The 17068-nt window shown below is 69.5% G+C and carries 19 protein-coding genes; 13 read left to right on the top strand and 6 right to left on the bottom strand.

The window, feature by feature from the left end; translation table 11 throughout:
- Positions 1-30: 30 nt before the first annotated feature.
- The 6 genes from AC2YG9_RS05655 (at position 31) to AC2YG9_RS05630 (ending at position 5691) form a co-directional block, all read left to right on the top strand.
- Positions 31-348 carry a hypothetical protein gene (locus AC2YG9_RS05655; protein ID WP_487296969.1) on the top strand — a complete coding sequence of 106 codons (318 nt, stop codon included), beginning with the start codon at positions 31-33 and terminating at the stop codon, positions 346-348.
- An 85-nt stretch (positions 349-433) separates the two neighbouring features.
- Positions 434-1057, top strand: a complete 624-nt coding sequence (locus tag AC2YG9_RS05650; RefSeq protein WP_487296968.1) for a hypothetical protein — start codon at positions 434-436, stop codon at positions 1055-1057.
- A gap of 16 nt (positions 1058-1073) precedes the next feature.
- A complete protein-coding gene (locus AC2YG9_RS05645) occupies positions 1074-1430 on the top strand; it encodes a phage holin family protein (RefSeq protein ID WP_487296967.1) in 357 nt (118 codons plus the stop codon).
- A gap of 156 nt (positions 1431-1586) precedes the next feature.
- A complete protein-coding gene (ileS, locus tag AC2YG9_RS05640) occupies positions 1587-4451 on the top strand; it encodes an isoleucine--tRNA ligase (RefSeq protein WP_487296966.1) in 2865 nt (954 codons plus the stop codon).
- 117 nt (positions 4452-4568) lie between these two features.
- Positions 4569-5060 carry a signal peptidase II gene (gene lspA, locus AC2YG9_RS05635; RefSeq protein WP_487297538.1) on the top strand — a complete coding sequence of 164 codons (492 nt, stop codon included), beginning with the start codon at positions 4569-4571 and terminating at the stop codon, positions 5058-5060.
- A gap of 82 nt (positions 5061-5142) precedes the next feature.
- A complete protein-coding gene (locus AC2YG9_RS05630) occupies positions 5143-5691 on the top strand; it encodes a DUF3035 domain-containing protein (protein WP_487296965.1) in 549 nt (182 codons plus the stop codon).
- A gap of 60 nt (positions 5692-5751) precedes the next feature.
- Here the strand turns inward: AC2YG9_RS05630 and AC2YG9_RS05625 are convergent, their stop codons facing one another.
- Entirely contained in the window at positions 5752-6708 is a 957-nt protein-coding gene (locus tag AC2YG9_RS05625; protein WP_487296964.1) for a TraB/GumN family protein, read from the bottom strand.
- 40 nt (positions 6709-6748) lie between these two features.
- On the opposite strand from AC2YG9_RS05625, the gene mutL reads away from it, so the two are divergent.
- The 3 genes from mutL (at position 6749) to AC2YG9_RS05610 (ending at position 9752) form a co-directional block, all read left to right on the top strand.
- A complete protein-coding gene (gene mutL / locus AC2YG9_RS05620) occupies positions 6749-8626 on the top strand; it encodes a DNA mismatch repair endonuclease MutL (protein ID WP_487296963.1) in 1878 nt (625 codons plus the stop codon).
- Between the two features lie 219 nt (positions 8627-8845).
- Positions 8846-9268: a VOC family protein gene (locus AC2YG9_RS05615; protein WP_487296962.1), complete on the top strand. Its 423-nt coding sequence runs from the start codon at positions 8846-8848 to the stop codon at positions 9266-9268.
- A 211-nt stretch (positions 9269-9479) separates the two neighbouring features.
- Positions 9480-9752, top strand: a complete 273-nt coding sequence (locus AC2YG9_RS05610; RefSeq protein WP_487296961.1) for a YjhX family toxin — start codon at positions 9480-9482, stop codon at positions 9750-9752.
- 3 nt (positions 9753-9755) lie between these two features.
- On the opposite strand, the gene AC2YG9_RS05605 is transcribed toward AC2YG9_RS05610, so the two are convergent.
- From AC2YG9_RS05605 to AC2YG9_RS05585, 5 genes are all read right to left on the bottom strand, one after another.
- Positions 9756-10532, bottom strand: coding sequence for a MerR family transcriptional regulator (locus tag AC2YG9_RS05605; RefSeq protein WP_487296960.1), 777 nt, complete (start codon positions 10530-10532; stop codon positions 9756-9758).
- 54 nt (positions 10533-10586) lie between these two features.
- On the bottom strand, positions 10587-11156 hold the full coding sequence (rsmD, locus tag AC2YG9_RS05600; RefSeq protein ID WP_487296959.1) for a 16S rRNA (guanine(966)-N(2))-methyltransferase RsmD: 570 nt from the start codon (positions 11154-11156) through the stop codon (positions 10587-10589).
- 32 nt (positions 11157-11188) lie between these two features.
- Positions 11189-11872: a lysophospholipid acyltransferase family protein gene (locus tag AC2YG9_RS05595; protein ID WP_487296958.1), complete on the bottom strand. Its 684-nt coding sequence runs from the start codon at positions 11870-11872 to the stop codon at positions 11189-11191.
- A 2-nt stretch (positions 11873-11874) separates the two neighbouring features.
- Positions 11875-12846: a phosphatidate cytidylyltransferase gene (locus tag AC2YG9_RS05590; RefSeq protein WP_487296957.1), complete on the bottom strand. Its 972-nt coding sequence runs from the start codon at positions 12844-12846 to the stop codon at positions 11875-11877.
- A gap of 239 nt (positions 12847-13085) precedes the next feature.
- Positions 13086-13535: a P-loop nucleotide/nucleoside kinase family protein gene (locus tag AC2YG9_RS05585; protein ID WP_487296956.1), complete on the bottom strand. Its 450-nt coding sequence runs from the start codon at positions 13533-13535 to the stop codon at positions 13086-13088.
- 122 nt (positions 13536-13657) lie between these two features.
- Here AC2YG9_RS05585 and AC2YG9_RS05580 point away from each other — a divergent pair, with 122 nt between their 5' ends.
- From AC2YG9_RS05580 to AC2YG9_RS05565, 4 genes are all read left to right on the top strand, one after another.
- Positions 13658-14725, top strand: a complete 1068-nt coding sequence (locus tag AC2YG9_RS05580; RefSeq protein WP_487296955.1) for a helix-turn-helix domain-containing protein — start codon at positions 13658-13660, stop codon at positions 14723-14725.
- A 204-nt stretch (positions 14726-14929) separates the two neighbouring features.
- Positions 14930-15739 (top strand): sterol desaturase family protein, encoded by an 810-nt coding sequence (locus AC2YG9_RS05575; protein ID WP_487296954.1) that lies wholly within the window; start codon positions 14930-14932, stop codon positions 15737-15739.
- A gap of 264 nt (positions 15740-16003) precedes the next feature.
- A complete protein-coding gene (locus AC2YG9_RS05570) occupies positions 16004-16384 on the top strand; it encodes a hypothetical protein (protein WP_487296953.1) in 381 nt (126 codons plus the stop codon).
- A complete protein-coding gene (locus AC2YG9_RS05565; protein WP_487296952.1) occupies positions 16381-17061 on the top strand; it encodes a CDP-alcohol phosphatidyltransferase family protein in 681 nt (226 codons plus the stop codon). Before AC2YG9_RS05570 ends, AC2YG9_RS05565 begins: the two co-directional genes overlap by 4 nt.
- The last annotated feature ends 7 nt before the right edge of the window (positions 17062-17068 follow it).

Here is a 17068-nt window from a genome sequence, read left to right as displayed (position 1 = left end):
GCGCCAACCCTGCTTCATCGAGGATACCCCATGGCCAAATCCGCCCCGAAGCCCCCGCCGGCCGCTCCAACGGCTGCAAACGCCGAAGCCGCCTACATCGACCGGCCGGACCTGGCCGAAACCTTCGCCGACAAGGCCCATCGCCTGACGTTCGACGGCCGCACCCTGCGGATCGAGTTCTGCGTCGAGCGGCCGGTCGACGAGGCCGGCGCCAAGGTCGCCAGCCCGGTCTGCCGCCTGGTCCTCGACCTCGACGGAGCCGTTGATCTCTTCAACAAGATCAATACGCTCCAGGCGGCCATGGAGAGCCGTGGCGTCATCAAGACCAGCCGTCGCGACGCCGCCTGATGTCCAACATTTAGGGCATGTCCTGGCGATCGAACCGCGTACACTTCGGCCTGACATGCCCTCGCAAGTTTCAGGAGTTCATTCCGTGATCAAGACCCCCGCCCTGGGCCTGGCCCTTCTCCTGAACAGCGCGCTCTGCGTTCAGGCCGCCCCGGTCGTCGGCAAGGCCAGTTCGCCCGCCGACAGCAAGGCCGACGCCCTGCGCCTGGCCCAGGCCACGCCCCCGGCCAAGGCCCCCTCGGCCGCCGCCCCGACCGCCGCCCCCCCGGCCGCGCCGCTCGGCCCGCCGCGCGCCTTCCCCGGCTACACCCAGCCCGAGGTCGGCGCCGCCGCCTGCCGGGTGATCAGCCAGACCCAGGTGATGTGCACCATCCCCGCCATGGTTGCCGGCCGCTACCGGGCCCGCGCCACCGGCACCTCGACAGCCCAGGGCGAGGGCGCCGCCCAGGCCCTGGTCATCACCGTCGGCGGCCGCGCCTGCGGCCGGGTTGATCGCCGTCCGACCAAGGAAAGCCCCTGGACCACCGGGCCCAAGACCCTGATCGGCGACTGCGAGTTCGTCATCGTCACCGACCGGCCGCTGCAGGTCATCGCCACCTACGGCGACGCCAAGGCGGTCAAGGACGCCAAGGGCCCGACCCTGAAGATCGAACGCCTGCCCTGGGACGGGGTGATGTCGGCCACCATGACCGCGCCCGAACAGCCGTAGTCGAGACCTCAAGTCTATGGCCCGTTTCCTCGTCCAGTTTCTGTTCGCGATCGCCGGCTTCTGGGCCGCCCAGGAATTCGTGCCCGGCATCGCCGTTCACGGCTGGACCAGCCTGGTCATCGCCGCCCTCCTGCTCGGCATCGCCAACGCCATTGTCCGGCCGATCCTCGTGGTCCTGACCTTTCCGGTGGTGTTCATCACCTTTGGCCTGTTCCTGCTGGTCATCAACGCCGCCACCCTGGGGTTGGTCGGACTGTTGATGAAGGGGCTGGAGGTCAATGGCTTCTGGCCGGCCTTCTGGGGCGCCATCGTCATCGGCATTGCCAGCTGGATCGGCTCGAAACTGGTCGGCGAGGCGGAAGGGAAGGGCTAAGGGTGGCGCTTGTCGCCACCCTCTGTTAGAGCCCGGGGCATGACCCGTGTCCGGATGACTTCGCGAATTACCCGCCCGGCGTGACGCCGCCGGCATCCGTCGCGCGCGCCGGGAACTCCTTCGCCCGTCCGATCCGTTAAATCCGAGACCTTTCCCATGGCCGACGACGCCACTCCTGTCCGCGACTACCGCGAAACCGTCTTCCTTCCCGACACCCCGTTCCCGATGCGGGCCGGCCTTCCCAAGCTCGAGCCCGAGATTCTCAAGGCCTGGCAGGACGCCGACCTCTACAACGCCATCCGGGCCGACCGTCAGGCGAAGGGCGCTCCGCTGTTCGTGCTGCACGACGGCCCGCCCTACGCCAACGGCGCCATCCACATCGGCCATGCGCTCGACAAGACGCTGAAGGACTTCGTGGTCCGCAGCCGCTTCCTGCTTGGCTTCGACGTCGATTTCGTGCCCGGCTGGGACTGCCACGGCCTGCCCATCGAGTGGGAGATCGAGAAGGAATTCAAGGCCAAGGGCCGCGCCAAGGACGAGGTCCCCTCGGCCGAGTTCCGCAGCCGCTGCCGCGAGTTCGCGAACCACTGGATCGGCGTCCAGATGGAGGGTTTCAAGCGCCTGGGCGTGCTCGGCGACTGGGAAAACCGCTACGCCACCATGGACTTCACCAGCGAAGCCACCATCGTCGCCGAGTTCCACAAGTTCGTCGCCTCTGGCCAGCTCTATCGCGGCTCCAAGCCGGTGATGTGGAGCCCGGTCGAACGCACCTCACTGGCCGAGGCCGAGATCGAGTACGCCGAGCACGTCAGCCCGACCATCTGGGTCAAGTTCCCGGTCACGGCCGGCCTCGCCGACGCCTCGGTGGTCATCTGGACGACCACGCCCTGGACCATCCCGGCCAACCGGGCGATCAGCTACAACCCGGCCATCGACTACGGTCTCTACCGCGTCGACGCCCTGGAAGAGGGCCTGGAGTTCCAGCCCTGGACCAAACCCGGCGACCGCCTGGTGCTGGCCGACAAGCTGGCCGAGGAGGTGCTGAAGGCCGCCAAGGCCGCCAGGTGGACCCGCCTCGAAGCCGTGGATCCGGGGACCCTGACCACGGCCCACCCGCTGGCCGCCCTGGCCCCCGACGCCGACGACAAGGCGGGCTTCGGCTTCAGCGTGCCGCTGCTGGCCGGCGATCACGTCACCGACGACGCCGGCACCGGCTTTGTCCACACCGCCCCGGGCCACGGCGCCGACGACTACCTCGTCTGGCTCAAGCACGGTCACAAGGACATCCCCGAAACCGTCGATCCCGACGGCGCCTACTACCCCCACGTCCCCCTGTTCGCCGGCCTCAAGGTGCTGGAGACCGAGGGCAAGAAGCTGGGCAAGTTCGGTCCGGCCAACCCGGCGGTCATGGAAAAGCTGATCGAGGCCGGCACGCTGCTGGCCCGCGGCCGGCTGGAACATAGCTACCCGCACAGCTGGCGCTCCAAGGCGCCCGTCATCTTCCGCAACACGCCGCAGTGGTTTGTCCGAATGGACGGCGATGGGAACGGCCCGACCCTGCGCGAAAAGGCCCTGGCCGCCATCGACGCCACGAGCTTCTATCCGGAAGGCGGCCGCACCCGCATCCGGGGCATGGTCGAGACCCGGCCAGACTGGCTGATCAGCCGCCAGCGCGCCTGGGGCACGCCGCTCGCCATGTTCGTCGACAAGGAAACGGCCCAGCCGCTGGTCGACGCCGCCGTCAACCAGCGCATCACCGACCTGATCGCCGCCGAAGGCGCCGACGCCTGGTACCTTCGCCCGGCTTCGGACTTCCTGGGCGACCACGACCCGGCGAAATACGAGAAGGTCGAGGACATCCTCGACGTCTGGTTCGACTCCGGCTCGACCCACGCCTTCACCCTGGAAGGCCGCAACAACACCCACTGGCCGGCCGACCTCTACTCGGAAGGCTCCGACCAGCACCGCGGCTGGTTTCAGTCCTCCCTGCTGGAGGCCTGCGGCACCCGGGGTTCCGCGCCCTACAAGGCGGTGGTCACCCACGGCTTCACCCTCGACGAACAGGGCCGCAAACAGTCCAAGTCGCTGGGCAACGTCACCAACCCGGCCGACATCATCAAGGAGTCGGGCGCCGAGATCCTGCGCATGTGGGTCGCCTTGACCGACTACGCCGAGGACCAGCGCATCGGCAAAACCATCCTGGCCGGGGTCTCCGACGCCTATCGCAAGCTGCGCAACACCCTGCGCTACATGCTGGGCGCGCTCAGCGACTACACGCCCGCCGAGGCCGTGCCCTACGCGCAGCTCCCCTCGCTGGAGCGTTACATCCTGCACCGCCTGTGGCAGCGCGACGGCCAGGTGCGCGAGGCCTACGGCGCCTACCAGTACGCCGACGTCCTGCGGCCGGTCCTCGACTTCTGCCAGGGCGACCTGTCGAGCCTGTTCTTCGACATCCGCCGCGACAGCCTCTACTGCGACCGCCCCGACAGCCTGACCCGCCGCGCCTACCGCACGGTGCTGGAGCTGGTGTTCGAGCGGCTGACCGCCTGGCTCAATCCCATCGCCCCCTTCACCATGCACGAAGCCTGGGCCAGCCGCTTCCCGGACGCCCAGGCGAACGCCTTCCGCGTCATCCCGGATACCCCGGCCGCGTGGCGCAGCGATGCGGACGCCGAGCGCTGGGGCAGGATCGAACAGGTCACCTCGGCCGTCACCGGCGCCCTGGAAGTCGAGCGCCGCGAAAAGCGCATCGGCTCTTCCCTGGAGGCCGCCCCGGTGGTTTCCGTCGGCGATCCGGCCCTGCTGGCCGCTTTCGAGGGCCTGGATGCGGCGGAAATCTTCCGCACCAGCTCGGCCCGCTTCAAGGAAGGCGGAGAGGGGGTCAGCGTCGATCCGGTCCTGGCCGAGGGCGAGAAATGCGCCCGCTGCTGGCGCATCCTCACCGAGGTCAAGCCGGCCACCCAGCTGTGCCTGCGTTGCGAAGACGCCGTCGCCGCCTGGGACAAGGCCAGCGCGGCCTGATATCGGTTGAGTGAATTGAAGGAGCGCTCAGCGTTGAGTCTCGAGACCCCGGAATCCCATCCTTCGGAGACTGTGGCTGATCCGCAGATCGCCCCGGCCCCGCCCCCCGGCGTCCCGGTGACGACGGGCGGTCAGGGACCGACGGCCTACAGCCTGGCCCTCGCCGTGCTGCTCGGCGACCAGCTCAGCAAGATGTGGTTCCTGTCGCAGGGCTTCCAGGAGGGCGAATCCCACCCGGTGTTCGGCCCCTTCTCCCTGACCATGGTATGGAATCGCGGCGTCTCCTTCGGCCTGTTCCGGGCCGATCAGGAGTGGATCCGCTGGGCCCTGACCATCTTCTCGCTGGGCGTTGCGATCACCATCGCCGTCTGGGCCCGCAAGGTATCGCGGCCGCTGCTGGGCTGGGCCTTCGGCCTGATCATGGGCGGGGCCATCGGCAACATGATCGACCGCATCCGCTTCGGAGCGGTCGCCGACTTCCTCGACTTCCACGGCCTGGGCTTTCCCTGGGTGTTCAACATTGCCGACAGCGCCATCTCGATCGGCGTCGTCCTCCTTCTGATCGACACATTCATGGCCGATCGTGCGGAGAAGAAAGCGTCAACCTGACCCTGTTGGCGCCCGCACCGATCTGGCGTATCTGATCCACACCTAATTCTGGCCGGGGGGCCACTGGAGTTTCTCTTTGGCTATGAAGCTGAACCGCGCGATCGTCATCACTGCCCTGGTGGCCAGCGCCGGCCTGGCCGGTTGCCAGTCCGCCTCCAAGGCCCTTGGCATGGCAAAGATCACCCCGGACGAGTTCAAGGTCGTCACCAAGGCGCCTCTGGTCGTGCCGCCTGACTACGCCCTGCGCCCGCCGGCCCCCGGCGAGCCCCGCCCGGTCGAACTCGAGCCCGACAGCGCCTCCAGAGCCTCGGCCCTCGCCCGCGCCCAGGCCGCCGACCGTTCGGACGGTGAAAAGGTTCTCGTCGCCCGCGCCGGCGCCGGCAACGCCGACCCGCTGGTCCGCTACGTCGTCGACGACGAGTTCGGCGATGTCGCCCACAAGGAAAAGAGCTTCGCCGACACGGTGATGTTCTGGAAAAAGGACAAGGCCCCGACCGCCGCCGTCGATCCGTCGTCCGCTCCGGTCGTCGACGCCGCCGCCGAGGAAGAGCGCATCAAGGCCCTGACCGGCGGCAAGAACGTCGTCATCAAGCGCGAAAAGAGCGGCTGGGTGAAACTGCCGGGCCTCTAGGTTTCGTTGCAGACCGAAACATGAGGGGCGCGTCTCGGGACGCGCCCCTTTTGTTTGGTCCTAGCCGGCGCTGGCCGGCGTATCGATGCGGTAGCCCCTGGCCCGCAGCTGGTCCAGCACCCCGCCGCGCGCCAGCAGCTGGCGCAGGTCGACGACCGCCACCGCCTTGCCCGGCACGCCCATCTGGCGGCTGATCGTGGCCGAGGTGTCGCCCATGGCCTTGCGGCTCAAGGCGCTCAGCATCGGCAACCGCGCCAGGCAACGGTCGAAGCCGCGCTGGGCCCGCAGCGCCACCTTCACATCCCCCCGCGCCCATCCGGCCGAGGCTTCGCGCAGGGGACCCCGGCCGGCCTCGACCTGATCCAAGGCGTCCTCCAGACAGACCCGCTGGCCGGCGTTGTCCAGACTGACCAGGGATTTGATCGCCGGCATCGGATCGATGGCGGCGCCGGCCCGCACCTGTTTGACCCTGGCCTTGCGGGCCAGGGCCAGGATGCGGCCCTCCGGCTGGTCGTCGTCGAGCTTCAGCGGCTTCTGCAGCTCGCCGGCCAGGATCATGCCCTGAACCCCCGGCTTCCATTTGGCCAGGGTCGCCGGCTTGACCTTCAGCGCCGCCCGGTTGCGCTCCAGCCTTGCGGCCAGCGCGCCCTCGACCGGAGGGCCGCCCTGGAACTTCTTCTGGTTGGTCAGCAGATAGGTGGTCATCACCACGGGCCGGGCCTTGATCTTCGGCGGCAGGATCAGGGCCTTGGCGCCGTCCAGCCGCATGGCCAGCCGCCGCTCGTCCCACCTGGTCCCCTTGGGCAGGGCGCCGGGCACGCCCAGCACATAGATGGTGGTGTCGCCGTCCGAGACCTTCCAGAAGGCCGGGCCGCCGAGGTTGGAGGAGATGACCAGCTCCTCGACCAGCGTCCCCTCGGGATCATCAGCCGGCTGGGCCGTGGCGATCGGGCCGGCGAGGGGCCATATGGCTATCGCGGCGGCCAGAACGGTCGTCAGGATCGGTCTCTTGTTCACGTGCGTCATTCCCCCCGGAATCGGCTAGGTTGACCCTCTTATGCCCATTCGCCGCCTTCCGCCCGAGACCGTCAACCGCATCGCCGCCGGCGAGGTGGTCGAACGCCCGGCCAGCGCGGTCAAGGAGCTGGTCGAAAACGCCCTCGACGCCGGCGCCCTGAAGATCGCCATCGAGGCCGACGGCGGGGGCCTGTCCCGCATCCTGATCGCCGACGACGGCTCGGGCATGGGGCCGGACGATCTCAGCCTCGCCGTCGAACGCCACGCCACCTCCAAGCTGTCGCCGCAGGCCGACGGCAGTTGGGACCTGCTCAACATTTCGACCATGGGCTTTCGCGGCGAGGCCCTGCCGTCGATCGGCTCGGTCGCCCGCCTGACCATTTCCAGCCGCGCGCGCGGCAGCAGCGACGCCCACGCCATCCTCGTCGAGGGCGGCGCCACCGGCGAGCCTGGCCCCGCCGCCTTCCCCGGCCCGCATGGCGCCCGGGTCGAGGTCCGCGACCTGTTCTACGCCACCCCCGCCCGCCTGAAGTTCATGAAGTCCGAGCGGTCCGAACAGATGGCCATCACCGAGGAGGTCAAGCGCCAGGCCATGGCCCATGAGGCCACCGGCTTCAGCCTCGACCTCGACGGCCGCCGGGTCCTGCGCCTGCCCGCCGAACCGCCCGGCCCCGAAGGGCGCCTGGCCCGTCTCGCCGCCGTGCTCGGCCGCGAGTTCCAGGAGAACGCCCTGGAGATCGACCAGGAGAGGGAAGGGGTGCGGCTCTCCGGCTTCGCCGGCCTGCCGACCTACAACCGGGGCAACGCCGCCCACCAGTACCTGTTCGTCAACGGCCGCCCCGTGCGCGACAGGCTGCTCCAGGGCGCCCTGCGCGCCGCCTACGCCGACTACCTGGCCCGCGACCGCCACCCGGCCGCCGCCCTCTACCTCGAGCTCGACCCGACCCTGGTCGACTGCAACGTCCACCCGGCCAAGGCCGAGGTCCGCTTCCGCGACCCGGCCCTGGTGCGCGGCCTGATCATCGGGGCCCTGCGCCATGCCCTGGCCGGGGCCGGCCACCGGGCCAGCACCACCGTCGCCGGCGCCGCCCTGGCCGGGTTCCGCCCGGGCGGCGGTGGCTACGGCGGCTATCGGCCGTCGCCGCCGGCCACCGGCTTCTCGGCCTGGCGGGAGGGCGGCTGGCAACCGGCCCGGACGGGCGACCTGCCCGGCCTCAACGACGTCTCCGCCCGCGTCGAGCCGTCGCCCGGCGGCTTCGGCGAGGCCATGGCCGGCTTTGACATGGACCTGATGGAGCGCCCCGCCGCCCCTCAGCCAGGTGTCATCGACCCCGTCGACTTTCCCCTCGGCGCCGCCCGCGCCCAGGTGCATGAGACCTACATCGTCGCCCAGACCCGCGACGGCATGGTCATCGTCGACCAGCACGCCGCCCACGAACGGCTGGTCTACGAGCGCATGAAGAAGGAGATGGAGGCCGGCGGCGTCGCCCGTCAGACCCTGCTTCTTCCCGAGGTCGTCGATCTCGACCCCTCGGAGGCCGAACGGGTCTGCGCCCGCGCCGACGAATTGGCCGCGCTCGGCCTCGTCATCGAACCCTTCGGCCCCGGCGCCGTCCTGGTCCGCGAGACCCCCGCCCTGCTCGGCGAAACCAATGCCGGTGGCCTGATCCGCGACATCGCCGACGACCTGGCCGAGAACGGCCAGGCCCTGGCCCTCAAGGAGCGGCTGGAGGAGGTCTGCTCGACCATGGCCTGCCACGGCTCGGTCCGCGCGGGGCGCCGCCTCACCGGCGCCGAGATGAACGCCCTGCTCCGCGAGATGGAAGCCACCCCCCACAGCGGCCAGTGCAACCACGGCCGCCCGACCTACGTCGAACTGCGCCTGGCCGACATCGAGCGGCTGTTCGGGCGGCGGTAGGGGCCAGGGCGCTGACCGTCCCTCCCCGAATGGGGAGGGCAGACCCGGGGTTACGCGGGTCAGGTGGGGAAGTCGGTTCCTGACCTCTGAGAGTGTGCGCTGAGACGACAAACCGGTGGGGGCCGGTGGCTCACTGCCCCACCCGGCGCGCAACGCGCGCCTGCCCTCCCCATTCGGGGAGGGAGGAAACCGCGCTTCGCCTTTGGCGTTTCCGTTCCCATGGATCTGCACCGCGGACGCCTCATCGACCACATCCACCTGCGTGCGAAAGACCTCGCCGCGACCTCGCGCTTCTACGAGGCGCTCCTTGAAGCCCTGAACATCCCTGTCGTCACCGACGACACCCATCTCCAGGCCGACGAGCTATGGATCGACGCCGCCGACGACAAGACGCCGGCCCCGACCCACGTCCACCTCGCCTTCCAGGCCGCCGACCGCGAGCAGGTCGACAAGGTCTGGCAGATCGTTCTCGCCGCCGGCGGCAGGGACAACGGTCAGCCCGGCGAGCGCCCCTATCATCCCGGCTACTACGCCGGCTTCCTGTGGGACCCCGACGGCAACAACATCGAGGTCGTCTTCCATGGCGAGGCGAAGAAATCGGCTGAGTCCGTGGTTGTGTCCTTCGAGCCACCCACCCCTTGAGATCGCTGCCAGCCATCTTGGCGAACCGCGTTGCGCGCGTTACCTCGGACCCGTCAAACCTGAGGTACGCCCTATGTCACCCCTTGCCGCCGAGGCATGGGCCTGACGGCCGGATAGACCAGTCCGGTCGTCGAAGAGCCCGCTGAACCGCCCGTCCCGCCGCTAGTGGCGTGGGCGCGGCTCGTCATGCCTCACGACATCGGACATTCCATTGAACATCTCCAAGACGCAGCAACGCGTGCTGCATGCCCTGGCCCAAGGCGGCCGGATCGACCTCGTGCGCGAGGACGACAGGATCGTCGGCGTCGAATGCTGGTCCCGCGAGGGCTGGCTTCTGACCGACTGCACCCTGGGCCTCTTCAAGGCCCTCAAACGCAAGAAGCTGATCGCCAGCACCGGCGGGGGCCCATACCGCATCACGCGGCAGGGCCTCGCCAATCTGCGGGCCCAGCTCAACAACCGTGTCACCGCGAAAGCGTGGTGACGGCTAGCGCAGCTCAGCCTCGGCATAGCTGCGCATCGCCTCGGCCATGTACTCGGCCAAACCCGGCGCAATCGCCTCATAGCGGGCGGTGAACTCCGGGTGCTCCAGGTACATGGCCCCGAGGCCCGCGAAGGCCTCGGCGGTCGGCGGCTGCGGCCAACTGGCCGACACCCAGGCGTGCTGCCGCGCCATCAGAGCCCGCACCGCGCCGCTGTCGACCGGCAAGCCGTCCGTCAGCGCCTTGCCCATGGCCTGCTCGATGGCCTCGCCCTCGGCCTTGAGGCGCTCGTAGTCGCCCCGGCCCCAGCCCTTCATCTTCGCCTTCGACCCGGCGATCCTGGCCTTCGCGTCGTCGCCATAGCGGTCGACCAGCCAGGCCTCATGCCCGGCCTGTTTCTCCGGCGAAAACCCGCCGAACAGTTCACGCTCTTTCACGCTCGTCTCTCCTTCCAGATCGGCGAGGGTCGCATCCAGGGTCCTGAGCAGTTTCCGATACCGCGCCGCCTCCTCGGCCAGCGCGGCCCGTTGCGTCTTCAGCGCCGCCACCCGGTCGAAGTCCGGCGCGGCCAGCACCGCCTTGATCGCCTCCAGCGGAAACTTCAGCTCGCGGTGAAACAGGATCTGCTGCAGCCTGAGCAGCTCCTCCCGCCCGTACAGCCGGTAGCCGTTGGCCCCGACCTCGGCCGGTTTCAGCAGGCCGATGGCGTCGTAGTGGTGCAGCGTGCGGACCGAAACGCCCGACAGCCTCGCCACCTCCGCCACCGTGTAGACCTTGCTCATGTCCCTGTGCTCCTCGTCACGGCGAGGGTTGTGCGGTCTCACGTCCCGTGAGGGTCAAGCGCCTTCACAGCGCAGAAAATGCACCCGCGCCGCGCCGTAGTCGCGCGCGTCCAGAACCTCATAGCCCGGCGGCGCGAAAGCGTTTTCGTCCGACCCCCGCTCGACCATGACAATGGCCCCGGGCTTCAGCCAGCCATGCGCCCGCACCTCCGCCAACGCCTTCTCGGCCAGCCCCTTGTGGTAGGGCGGATCGAGCACCGCCAGATCGAACGGCGCCCCCGCGCTGCCCGGCCGGGGCCCAAGATCGGTCGCGTCCCGCCGATGGATGCGCGTCGCCCCGAACAGCCCGTAGGCCTCGATGTTCTCGCGAATCGCCCCCCGGGCGGCGTCATCGGTCTCGACGAACAGGCAGAAGGCCGCCCCGCGCGAGATCGCCTCCAGCCCCAGCGCCCCGCTGCCGGCGAAGAGGTCCAGCACCCGCGCGCCCTTCAAGTCCGGCGCCCAGGCCGCATGTTCGAGGATGTTGAACACCGCCTGCCGGGCGCGGTCGCTCGTCGGCCGGGTGGTCTGACCCGGCGGGGTGACGATGGGGCGGCCCTTCAAGGATCCTGAGACGATGCGCATGGGGCCGGTGTGCCTCCAATCGGGGCCGGAGGCTAGTCCTCGCTCTCGCGCTCATCCTCGCTCCAGCGCAGCGGCGGCGCCTGCGCCTTCAGCGCCAGCAGCGCATCCCGCAACCCCTCCATGAAGCTCGTCCGCCGGCCCTCCCAGTGGATCGGCTCGCCGACCAGCACGCAGCAGGTCATCGGCACCGGAATGTACTGGCCCTTGGGCAGCACCCGCCCGGCCCCCTGGATCCAGACCGGGATGACCGGCGCCTCCGGAAAGGCCTCGGCCAGCCGCGCCACGCCATTCTTCAGCTGGGCCATGGAGTCGCCCCCGTCGCCGCGCGTGCCCTCCGGAAACACCACCACGATGGCCCCCTCGGCCAGCGCCTGCCGGGCCGGGGCCAGCACGTCCTCGCCCCCATTTTCGTTTCGGGCCCCCGCCTTGCGGCGGGCAACCGGCACGATGCCGATCAGGTTGCGCGAGAACCAGCCGATCACAGGGTCCTTCAGGAAATAGTCCGAGGCCGCCGCCGGCCGCACCAGATGCACGGCCCGCGCCTTGAAGATGGTCAGCATCAACAGGGTGTCGACATGGCTGTTGTGGTTGGCGGCGATGATCGCCGGCCCGGTGACCGGCAGCCGCTCGCGCCCGATCACGTCGGTCCCGGCGAAGAACTGCGCCACCGGCCGGGCGACGGCGACGATCAGGGCCAGGCGCAGCCAGCGGAGCATGCTCAGAACTTCTCCACCGCGAAGAAGGCCAGCAGGTGGAAATACAGCGGCGCGGTGAAGGTCAGGCTGTCGATCCGGTCCAGCAGGCCGCCGTGCCCGGGGATCAGGTGGCTGGTGTCCTTGATCCCGATGTCGCGCTTGATGGCGCTCATGGTCACGTCGCCGGCGAACCCGGCCAGCGGCAGGCTGACGGCGACGACGGCCAGGCCCAGGCCGCTCAACGGCGTCAGGTACGGCCCGGCGAACCAGATCAGCGCCGCCGTGCTGACCCAGCCGCCGAGGAAGCCTTCCCAGGTCTTGTTGGGGCTGACTGTCGGCACGATCTTGTGCTTGCCGAGCGTCTTGCCCCAGACATACTGCGCCACGTCGTTGAACTCGGTGGCCACCAGCAGCATCAGCACCAGACCCGCCGCCCCGGCCGGCGCCTGGTCGTCCGGCACCCGCATCAGGAAGGCGGCGTAACCCAGATTGTAGACGCAGGTCATCATGCCCCAGTGGAACATCGCCACGCGGGACAGGTAGTTCTTGGTCTGGCCGAGCGACGCCATCAGGAAGGGCGTCAGCAGGAAGGCGTAGACCGGCACGATGACCAGGAAGATCATGTAGAGGTCGAGCGCGATGAAGGCGTAGCTCACCGGGATGGCCAGATAGGCCGCCAGGATGATCAGCCGGTCCTCCCGCCGCGTCCGTGCGATCGACAGGAACTCGCGCAGGGCGATGAAGCTGATGACGGCGAACAACAGGGTCGTCGCCTGCCATCCGGCCAGCAGGGCGGCGGCCAGCAGCGCCACCATCACCCACCAGCTGGCGATCCGCTGGCGCAGCTCGCGATAGTCTTTCGTCTTGTTGATCAGCGGCAGGACCGCCGAGATGACCGCCGCCACGCTCAGCAGCGCCAGCACCCCGCTCAGACCCCACAGCAGGATCGGCGACTGCGCCGCAACGAAGGCCTTCACCGGTTCGATGATCTGCACGCCACGCCTCCGTGGCCCCACCTTGCCGGGCCAGCGGCGCGGCGCAACCCCAAATCCAAGCTCTCCCCCCGCTTGCGGGGGGAGGACCGCTCTGGAGCGTGAGCGACAGAGCAGGAGGGGGGCAAGTCTGTCGGCAGGAGGAACCTCCCTACCGCCGGTGGGGCCCGCCTCCTGATTCTCGCCAAGGCTCGAAATCTGTCCTCCCCCCACTTCGCGGGGGGAGAGCTTGCGCTGGCCGCTCAGACCAGCTCGTCCGCGTCCGGCCGCTCGAACAGCGGCGACCACTCGGCGATGTCCTCGGGCCTCACCCGGAAACTGTCGGCCGGCAGGGCCTCATTCCGCGCCGCCACCCGCCGCATGAGTTCCTCGAGCGGCGCATCGCAGAAGTGCGTCACCGCCCGCGCCCCGACCGCCGCCGCCCCGGCCCGGCAGGCGTCGCGCTCGGCCCGTGTCCAGAACCCCGCTTCCAGGGTGACACTCACCCCCCGCGCCAGCAGGTCCTTCGCCAGCGCCCACTGCAGCGCCTCCACCCGCGCCCGCGCCGCGATGTCATAGCCGTCGGCCTCCAGCGCCTTCATCCAGACATCCGAACTCAGCCGCAGCGCCCCGGTCTCCTCGGCCAGGCGCCGGGCCAGCGTGGTCTTGCCACTCCCCGGCAGGCCGCAGATCAGGTGAAGCGTGGCGCTCATTTCCGGACGCTAGCACGTCCCCGCCCGCGGCCGAGCCCCGTCGACGCCGGTCCCGTCGACGTCGGGGCGGAAACCTCCTATCCCTTGAGCCGTCGAACCGGCCGGGGAGGGCGTGCGCTGCGATGATCGACCTCGTCACCCTGGAAGTCCTGCTGCGCGGCATCGCGGTCGGGGCCATGCTGTGCACGGCGCTCGGCCTGATCGCCGGGCGGCCACTGATCCCCGCCCGTTGGTCCGGGGCCCTGTTCGCCGTGGCGGCGGCGGCCTTCACCCTGCATTCGGGCGGGCCGGAGACGTGGGTGGTGATGCCGATCATCTTTCCGATCTGGGTGCTGTCGCTGGGCGGCACGGCCTATTTCTGGATGTTCGGCATGGCCCTGTTCGAGGACAGCCGCTTCACCCTGGACCGCTGGATTCCGCCGCTGGTGATGACCGTGGTCGGCGTCGTCGGCGGGGTGCTGCCCGAGCCGGTCAACCGGGGCGTCTGGGTGGTCCACAACCTGCTCGAGATGGGCCTCGTCCTCCACCTGATCAGCGTCATCTGGCGCCGACGCGAGGGCGATCTCGTCGAGGCCCGACGCGCCCTGCGCACCCCGGTCATCCTGGTCATCGGCCTCTACGCCATGATCCTCTCGGCCTTCGAGATCGGCTGGGCGCTGGGGGCCGAGGACCACTGGCTTTCGCCCCTCCAGGCCGCCAGTCTGGCCGTCGTCAGCCTGCTCACCGGCGGCGCCTTCCTGCAGGCCCGGCCCGAGCTGTTCGTCGCCGCCCGCCCGGCTGTCGACCCCGACGCCATCGATCCGCAGGACCGCCCGGCCCTGGCCCGGCTGCAGGCCCTGATGGACGAGGGGGCCTGGCGCCGAGAAGGCCTGACCATCGGCCAGCTGGCGGCCGATGTCGGCGTGCCCGAGCACCGCCTGCGCCGCCTGATCAACGGCGGCCTTGGCCACCGCAACTTCGCCGACTTCGTGGGCGCGCACCGCATAGAGGCGGCCAAGCTGGCGCTGGCCGACCCGGCCAACGCCCGCGCCTCCATCTCCGCCCTGGCCTTCGACCTCGGCTACGCCAGCCTCGGACCCTTCAACCGGGCCTTCAAGGACGTGACCGGCCAGACCCCGTCGGAATGGCGGGCTCAGGCTCTCCAAACTCCCGCTCATCCCGACGGAAGTCGGGACCCAGCTGGCAAATAGTCGCCGCTGAAGCGCTGATCAGAGCGGACCCTCCAACCCCGAGGATCCTGGGCCCCGACTTTCGTCGGGGAGAGCGGCAAGGGGGTAGCCAAATCTGAAAACCTCTCGCCGATTTCGAAATCGGCACACCGCACCCACCCGCAAGGAAGCGGCCCCAGCCTCCAACCCCCAGGGTCTCCTCATCTTCACGAGCGAGACCCTCCCATGACCCTCCCCGATACGCTCCTCGCCGTCGGCCGCGCCTGGCTCGACGGCTTCCAGGGCGACCTGACCCGCTACATCATCGCCGCGCCCCTGGCCTGGCTGGTTATCTGCGTCCTCCTCGCGCCCGTCCTCAAGCGGTGGAAGATCCGGCCCGACCGGCCGCCGGCCCTGCAGCATATCGTCGAACTGCTCTGCTCGATCCGTTCGGTCGCCGTCTTCTCCACCGTCGCCCTGATCACCGTCGGCCTGCACAAGGCCGGCCTGCTCTGGGGCGAGGCTTTCCGCGAGACCCCGACCCTGATCTGGACCGCCGTCTCCCTGGTCCTGACGGTCCTGGCCCATGACGCCTACTTCTACTGGGTCCACCGCACGATGCACCGGCCGCAGCTGTTCCGCGCCTTCCACCGCCGCCATCACCGCTCCAACAACCCGACCCCCTTCACCGCCTACAGCTTCGACCTCGGCGAGGCCGCGCTGATGGCCGCCTTCACCCCCCTGTGGGTGCTGCTGGTCCCGGTCAGCTGGCCGGCCTTCGGCCTGTTCATGATCCACCAGATCGCCCGCAACGTGATCGGCCACTCGGGCTACGAGCTGTTCCCGGCCCGCCGCGACGGCCGCCCGATGTTCGACTGGATGACCACGGTCACCCACCACGACCTGCATCACGCCCAGGCCGGCTCCAACTTTGGCCTCTACTTCACCTGGTGGGACCGGATGATGGGCACCGAAAACCCGCGCTACCACGCCGAGTTCGCAATAGTCGCCGCCCGCCGTCGCGGCGCCGAGACCCCCGCCGCAGCCCTCACCTGACGGTCCCGAGCGGAGGCGAGATGGATATGTATAGACATATTCATCTCGCCAATCGGCCGCTCCGCTCCCGATTTCGCCCGGCGACCACGCTGCCTGTCCCGCGGGGTGGTTCCAGGGTGGTCGCAAGCCGTCCCCCGAGGGGTCGAATCCGACTTCCAGGCAGTGGGTTGGTTGGTCCCAAGCCATTGAATTATGGGCTAAATTTAAACAGGCGACAGCTTCGCCACCTGCTATAATGGTCCCGCTTCGACAACCGGGGGGCCGATGATCCAGCGCCTAATGAAGTCCAGCCTGGTCCACATGGCCTTCGGCTTCCTGCTGATGGGCGGCTGGGCCCTGTTCGCCAATCGCCACCACGGGTTGGCCGCCTGGCCCCCCGCCATCGCCCAGGGGATCATCAGCGCCCTGCTGACCGGGGTCATCAAACGGGTTCTGGAGTGGTTTGGCGGTCGTTTTGCCGGTCCCCTGGCCTTCGCCCTGCCGCCCTTCGCGACCGCGTCCGGCGTCCTGGCCACCCTGGTCGCGGTCCACAGCCTGATCGGCACCCCGGAACTTGTGACCACCATCGCTTTCCCGTGGAGCCTCTCGACCCTTTACGCGATTGTCTACAATGCGGCGCTGGTCCGCGCCCGGAACCCTGCATGACCGACACCGAGAATCGCCGCCCCCTGAAGACCCGTACCAAGGGCTGGGCCGTCGGCCTGGCCCGGGCACTGGGCCAGGCGCGGGTGAGGCCCAACCACATCTCGGCGATCAGCGTGGTGTTCGCCGCCCTCGGGGCCGCCCTGATGCTGGCTGGCGGCACCGACAACGGCAATGGCGTCGGCCGGGGGATCGCCCTGGTGCTGGCGGCGGTCTGCATCCAGCTTCGCCTGCTGTGCAACATGATCGACGGCATGGTGGCGGTGGAGCATGGCATGGGCTCGCCGACCGGGCCGGTGTGGAACGAGCTGCCCGACCGCATCGCCGATGTGCTGTTCATCGTCGGCGCCGGCTATGCGGCGGCCGCGCAGCTGCCGGCCGGGGAGTGGCTGGGCTGGCTGGCGGCGGTGCTGGCGGTGCTGACCGCCTATGTCCGGGAGCTCGGCCGGGGCCTCGGCTATCCCGCCGACTTCTCCGGCCCGATGGCCAAGCCGCACCGCATGTTCGTGCTGACCGTCACCTGCCTGATCGCCGCCTTCGAACCCCTGTGGGGCGGCACGGGCCAGGTCATCCTGGCGGGCCTGGCCATCATCGCGCTGGGCGGCGCCGTCACCGTCTACCGCCGTTCCAGCCACCTGATGCGCAAGCTGCGCGACGCCCCGGACGCGCCCCAACCTTAAGGAGGCT

Source organism: Caulobacter sp. SRI_014 (assembly GCF_057586315.1).
This window is presented reverse-complemented; position numbering and strand designations above follow the sequence as displayed.

Coding starts and splice junctions, on each gene's coding strand:
- rsmD (WP_487296959.1), bottom strand. CDS start 11,156: ATGCGCATCGTCTCAGGATCCTTGAAGGGCCGCCCCATCGTCACCCCG.
- AC2YG9_RS05655 (WP_487296969.1), top strand. CDS start 31: ATGGCCAAATCCGCCCCGAAGCCCCCGCCGGCCGCTCCAACGGCTGCA.
- ileS (WP_487296966.1), top strand. CDS start 1,587: ATGGCCGACGACGCCACTCCTGTCCGCGACTACCGCGAAACCGTCTTC.
- AC2YG9_RS05575 (WP_487296954.1), top strand. CDS start 14,930: ATGACCCTCCCCGATACGCTCCTCGCCGTCGGCCGCGCCTGGCTCGAC.
- AC2YG9_RS05605 (WP_487296960.1), bottom strand. CDS start 10,532: ATGAGCAAGGTCTACACGGTGGCGGAGGTGGCGAGGCTGTCGGGCGTT.
- AC2YG9_RS05565 (WP_487296952.1), top strand. CDS start 16,381: ATGACCGACACCGAGAATCGCCGCCCCCTGAAGACCCGTACCAAGGGC.
- AC2YG9_RS05570 (WP_487296953.1), top strand. CDS start 16,004: ATGATCCAGCGCCTAATGAAGTCCAGCCTGGTCCACATGGCCTTCGGC.
- AC2YG9_RS05595 (WP_487296958.1), bottom strand. CDS start 11,872: ATGCTCCGCTGGCTGCGCCTGGCCCTGATCGTCGCCGTCGCCCGGCCG.
- AC2YG9_RS05645 (WP_487296967.1), top strand. CDS start 1,074: ATGGCCCGTTTCCTCGTCCAGTTTCTGTTCGCGATCGCCGGCTTCTGG.
- AC2YG9_RS05615 (WP_487296962.1), top strand. CDS start 8,846: ATGGATCTGCACCGCGGACGCCTCATCGACCACATCCACCTGCGTGCG.
- AC2YG9_RS05580 (WP_487296955.1), top strand. CDS start 13,658: ATGATCGACCTCGTCACCCTGGAAGTCCTGCTGCGCGGCATCGCGGTC.
- mutL (WP_487296963.1), top strand. CDS start 6,749: ATGCCCATTCGCCGCCTTCCGCCCGAGACCGTCAACCGCATCGCCGCC.
- AC2YG9_RS05585 (WP_487296956.1), bottom strand. CDS start 13,535: ATGAGCGCCACGCTTCACCTGATCTGCGGCCTGCCGGGGAGTGGCAAG.
- AC2YG9_RS05630 (WP_487296965.1), top strand. CDS start 5,143: ATGAAGCTGAACCGCGCGATCGTCATCACTGCCCTGGTGGCCAGCGCC.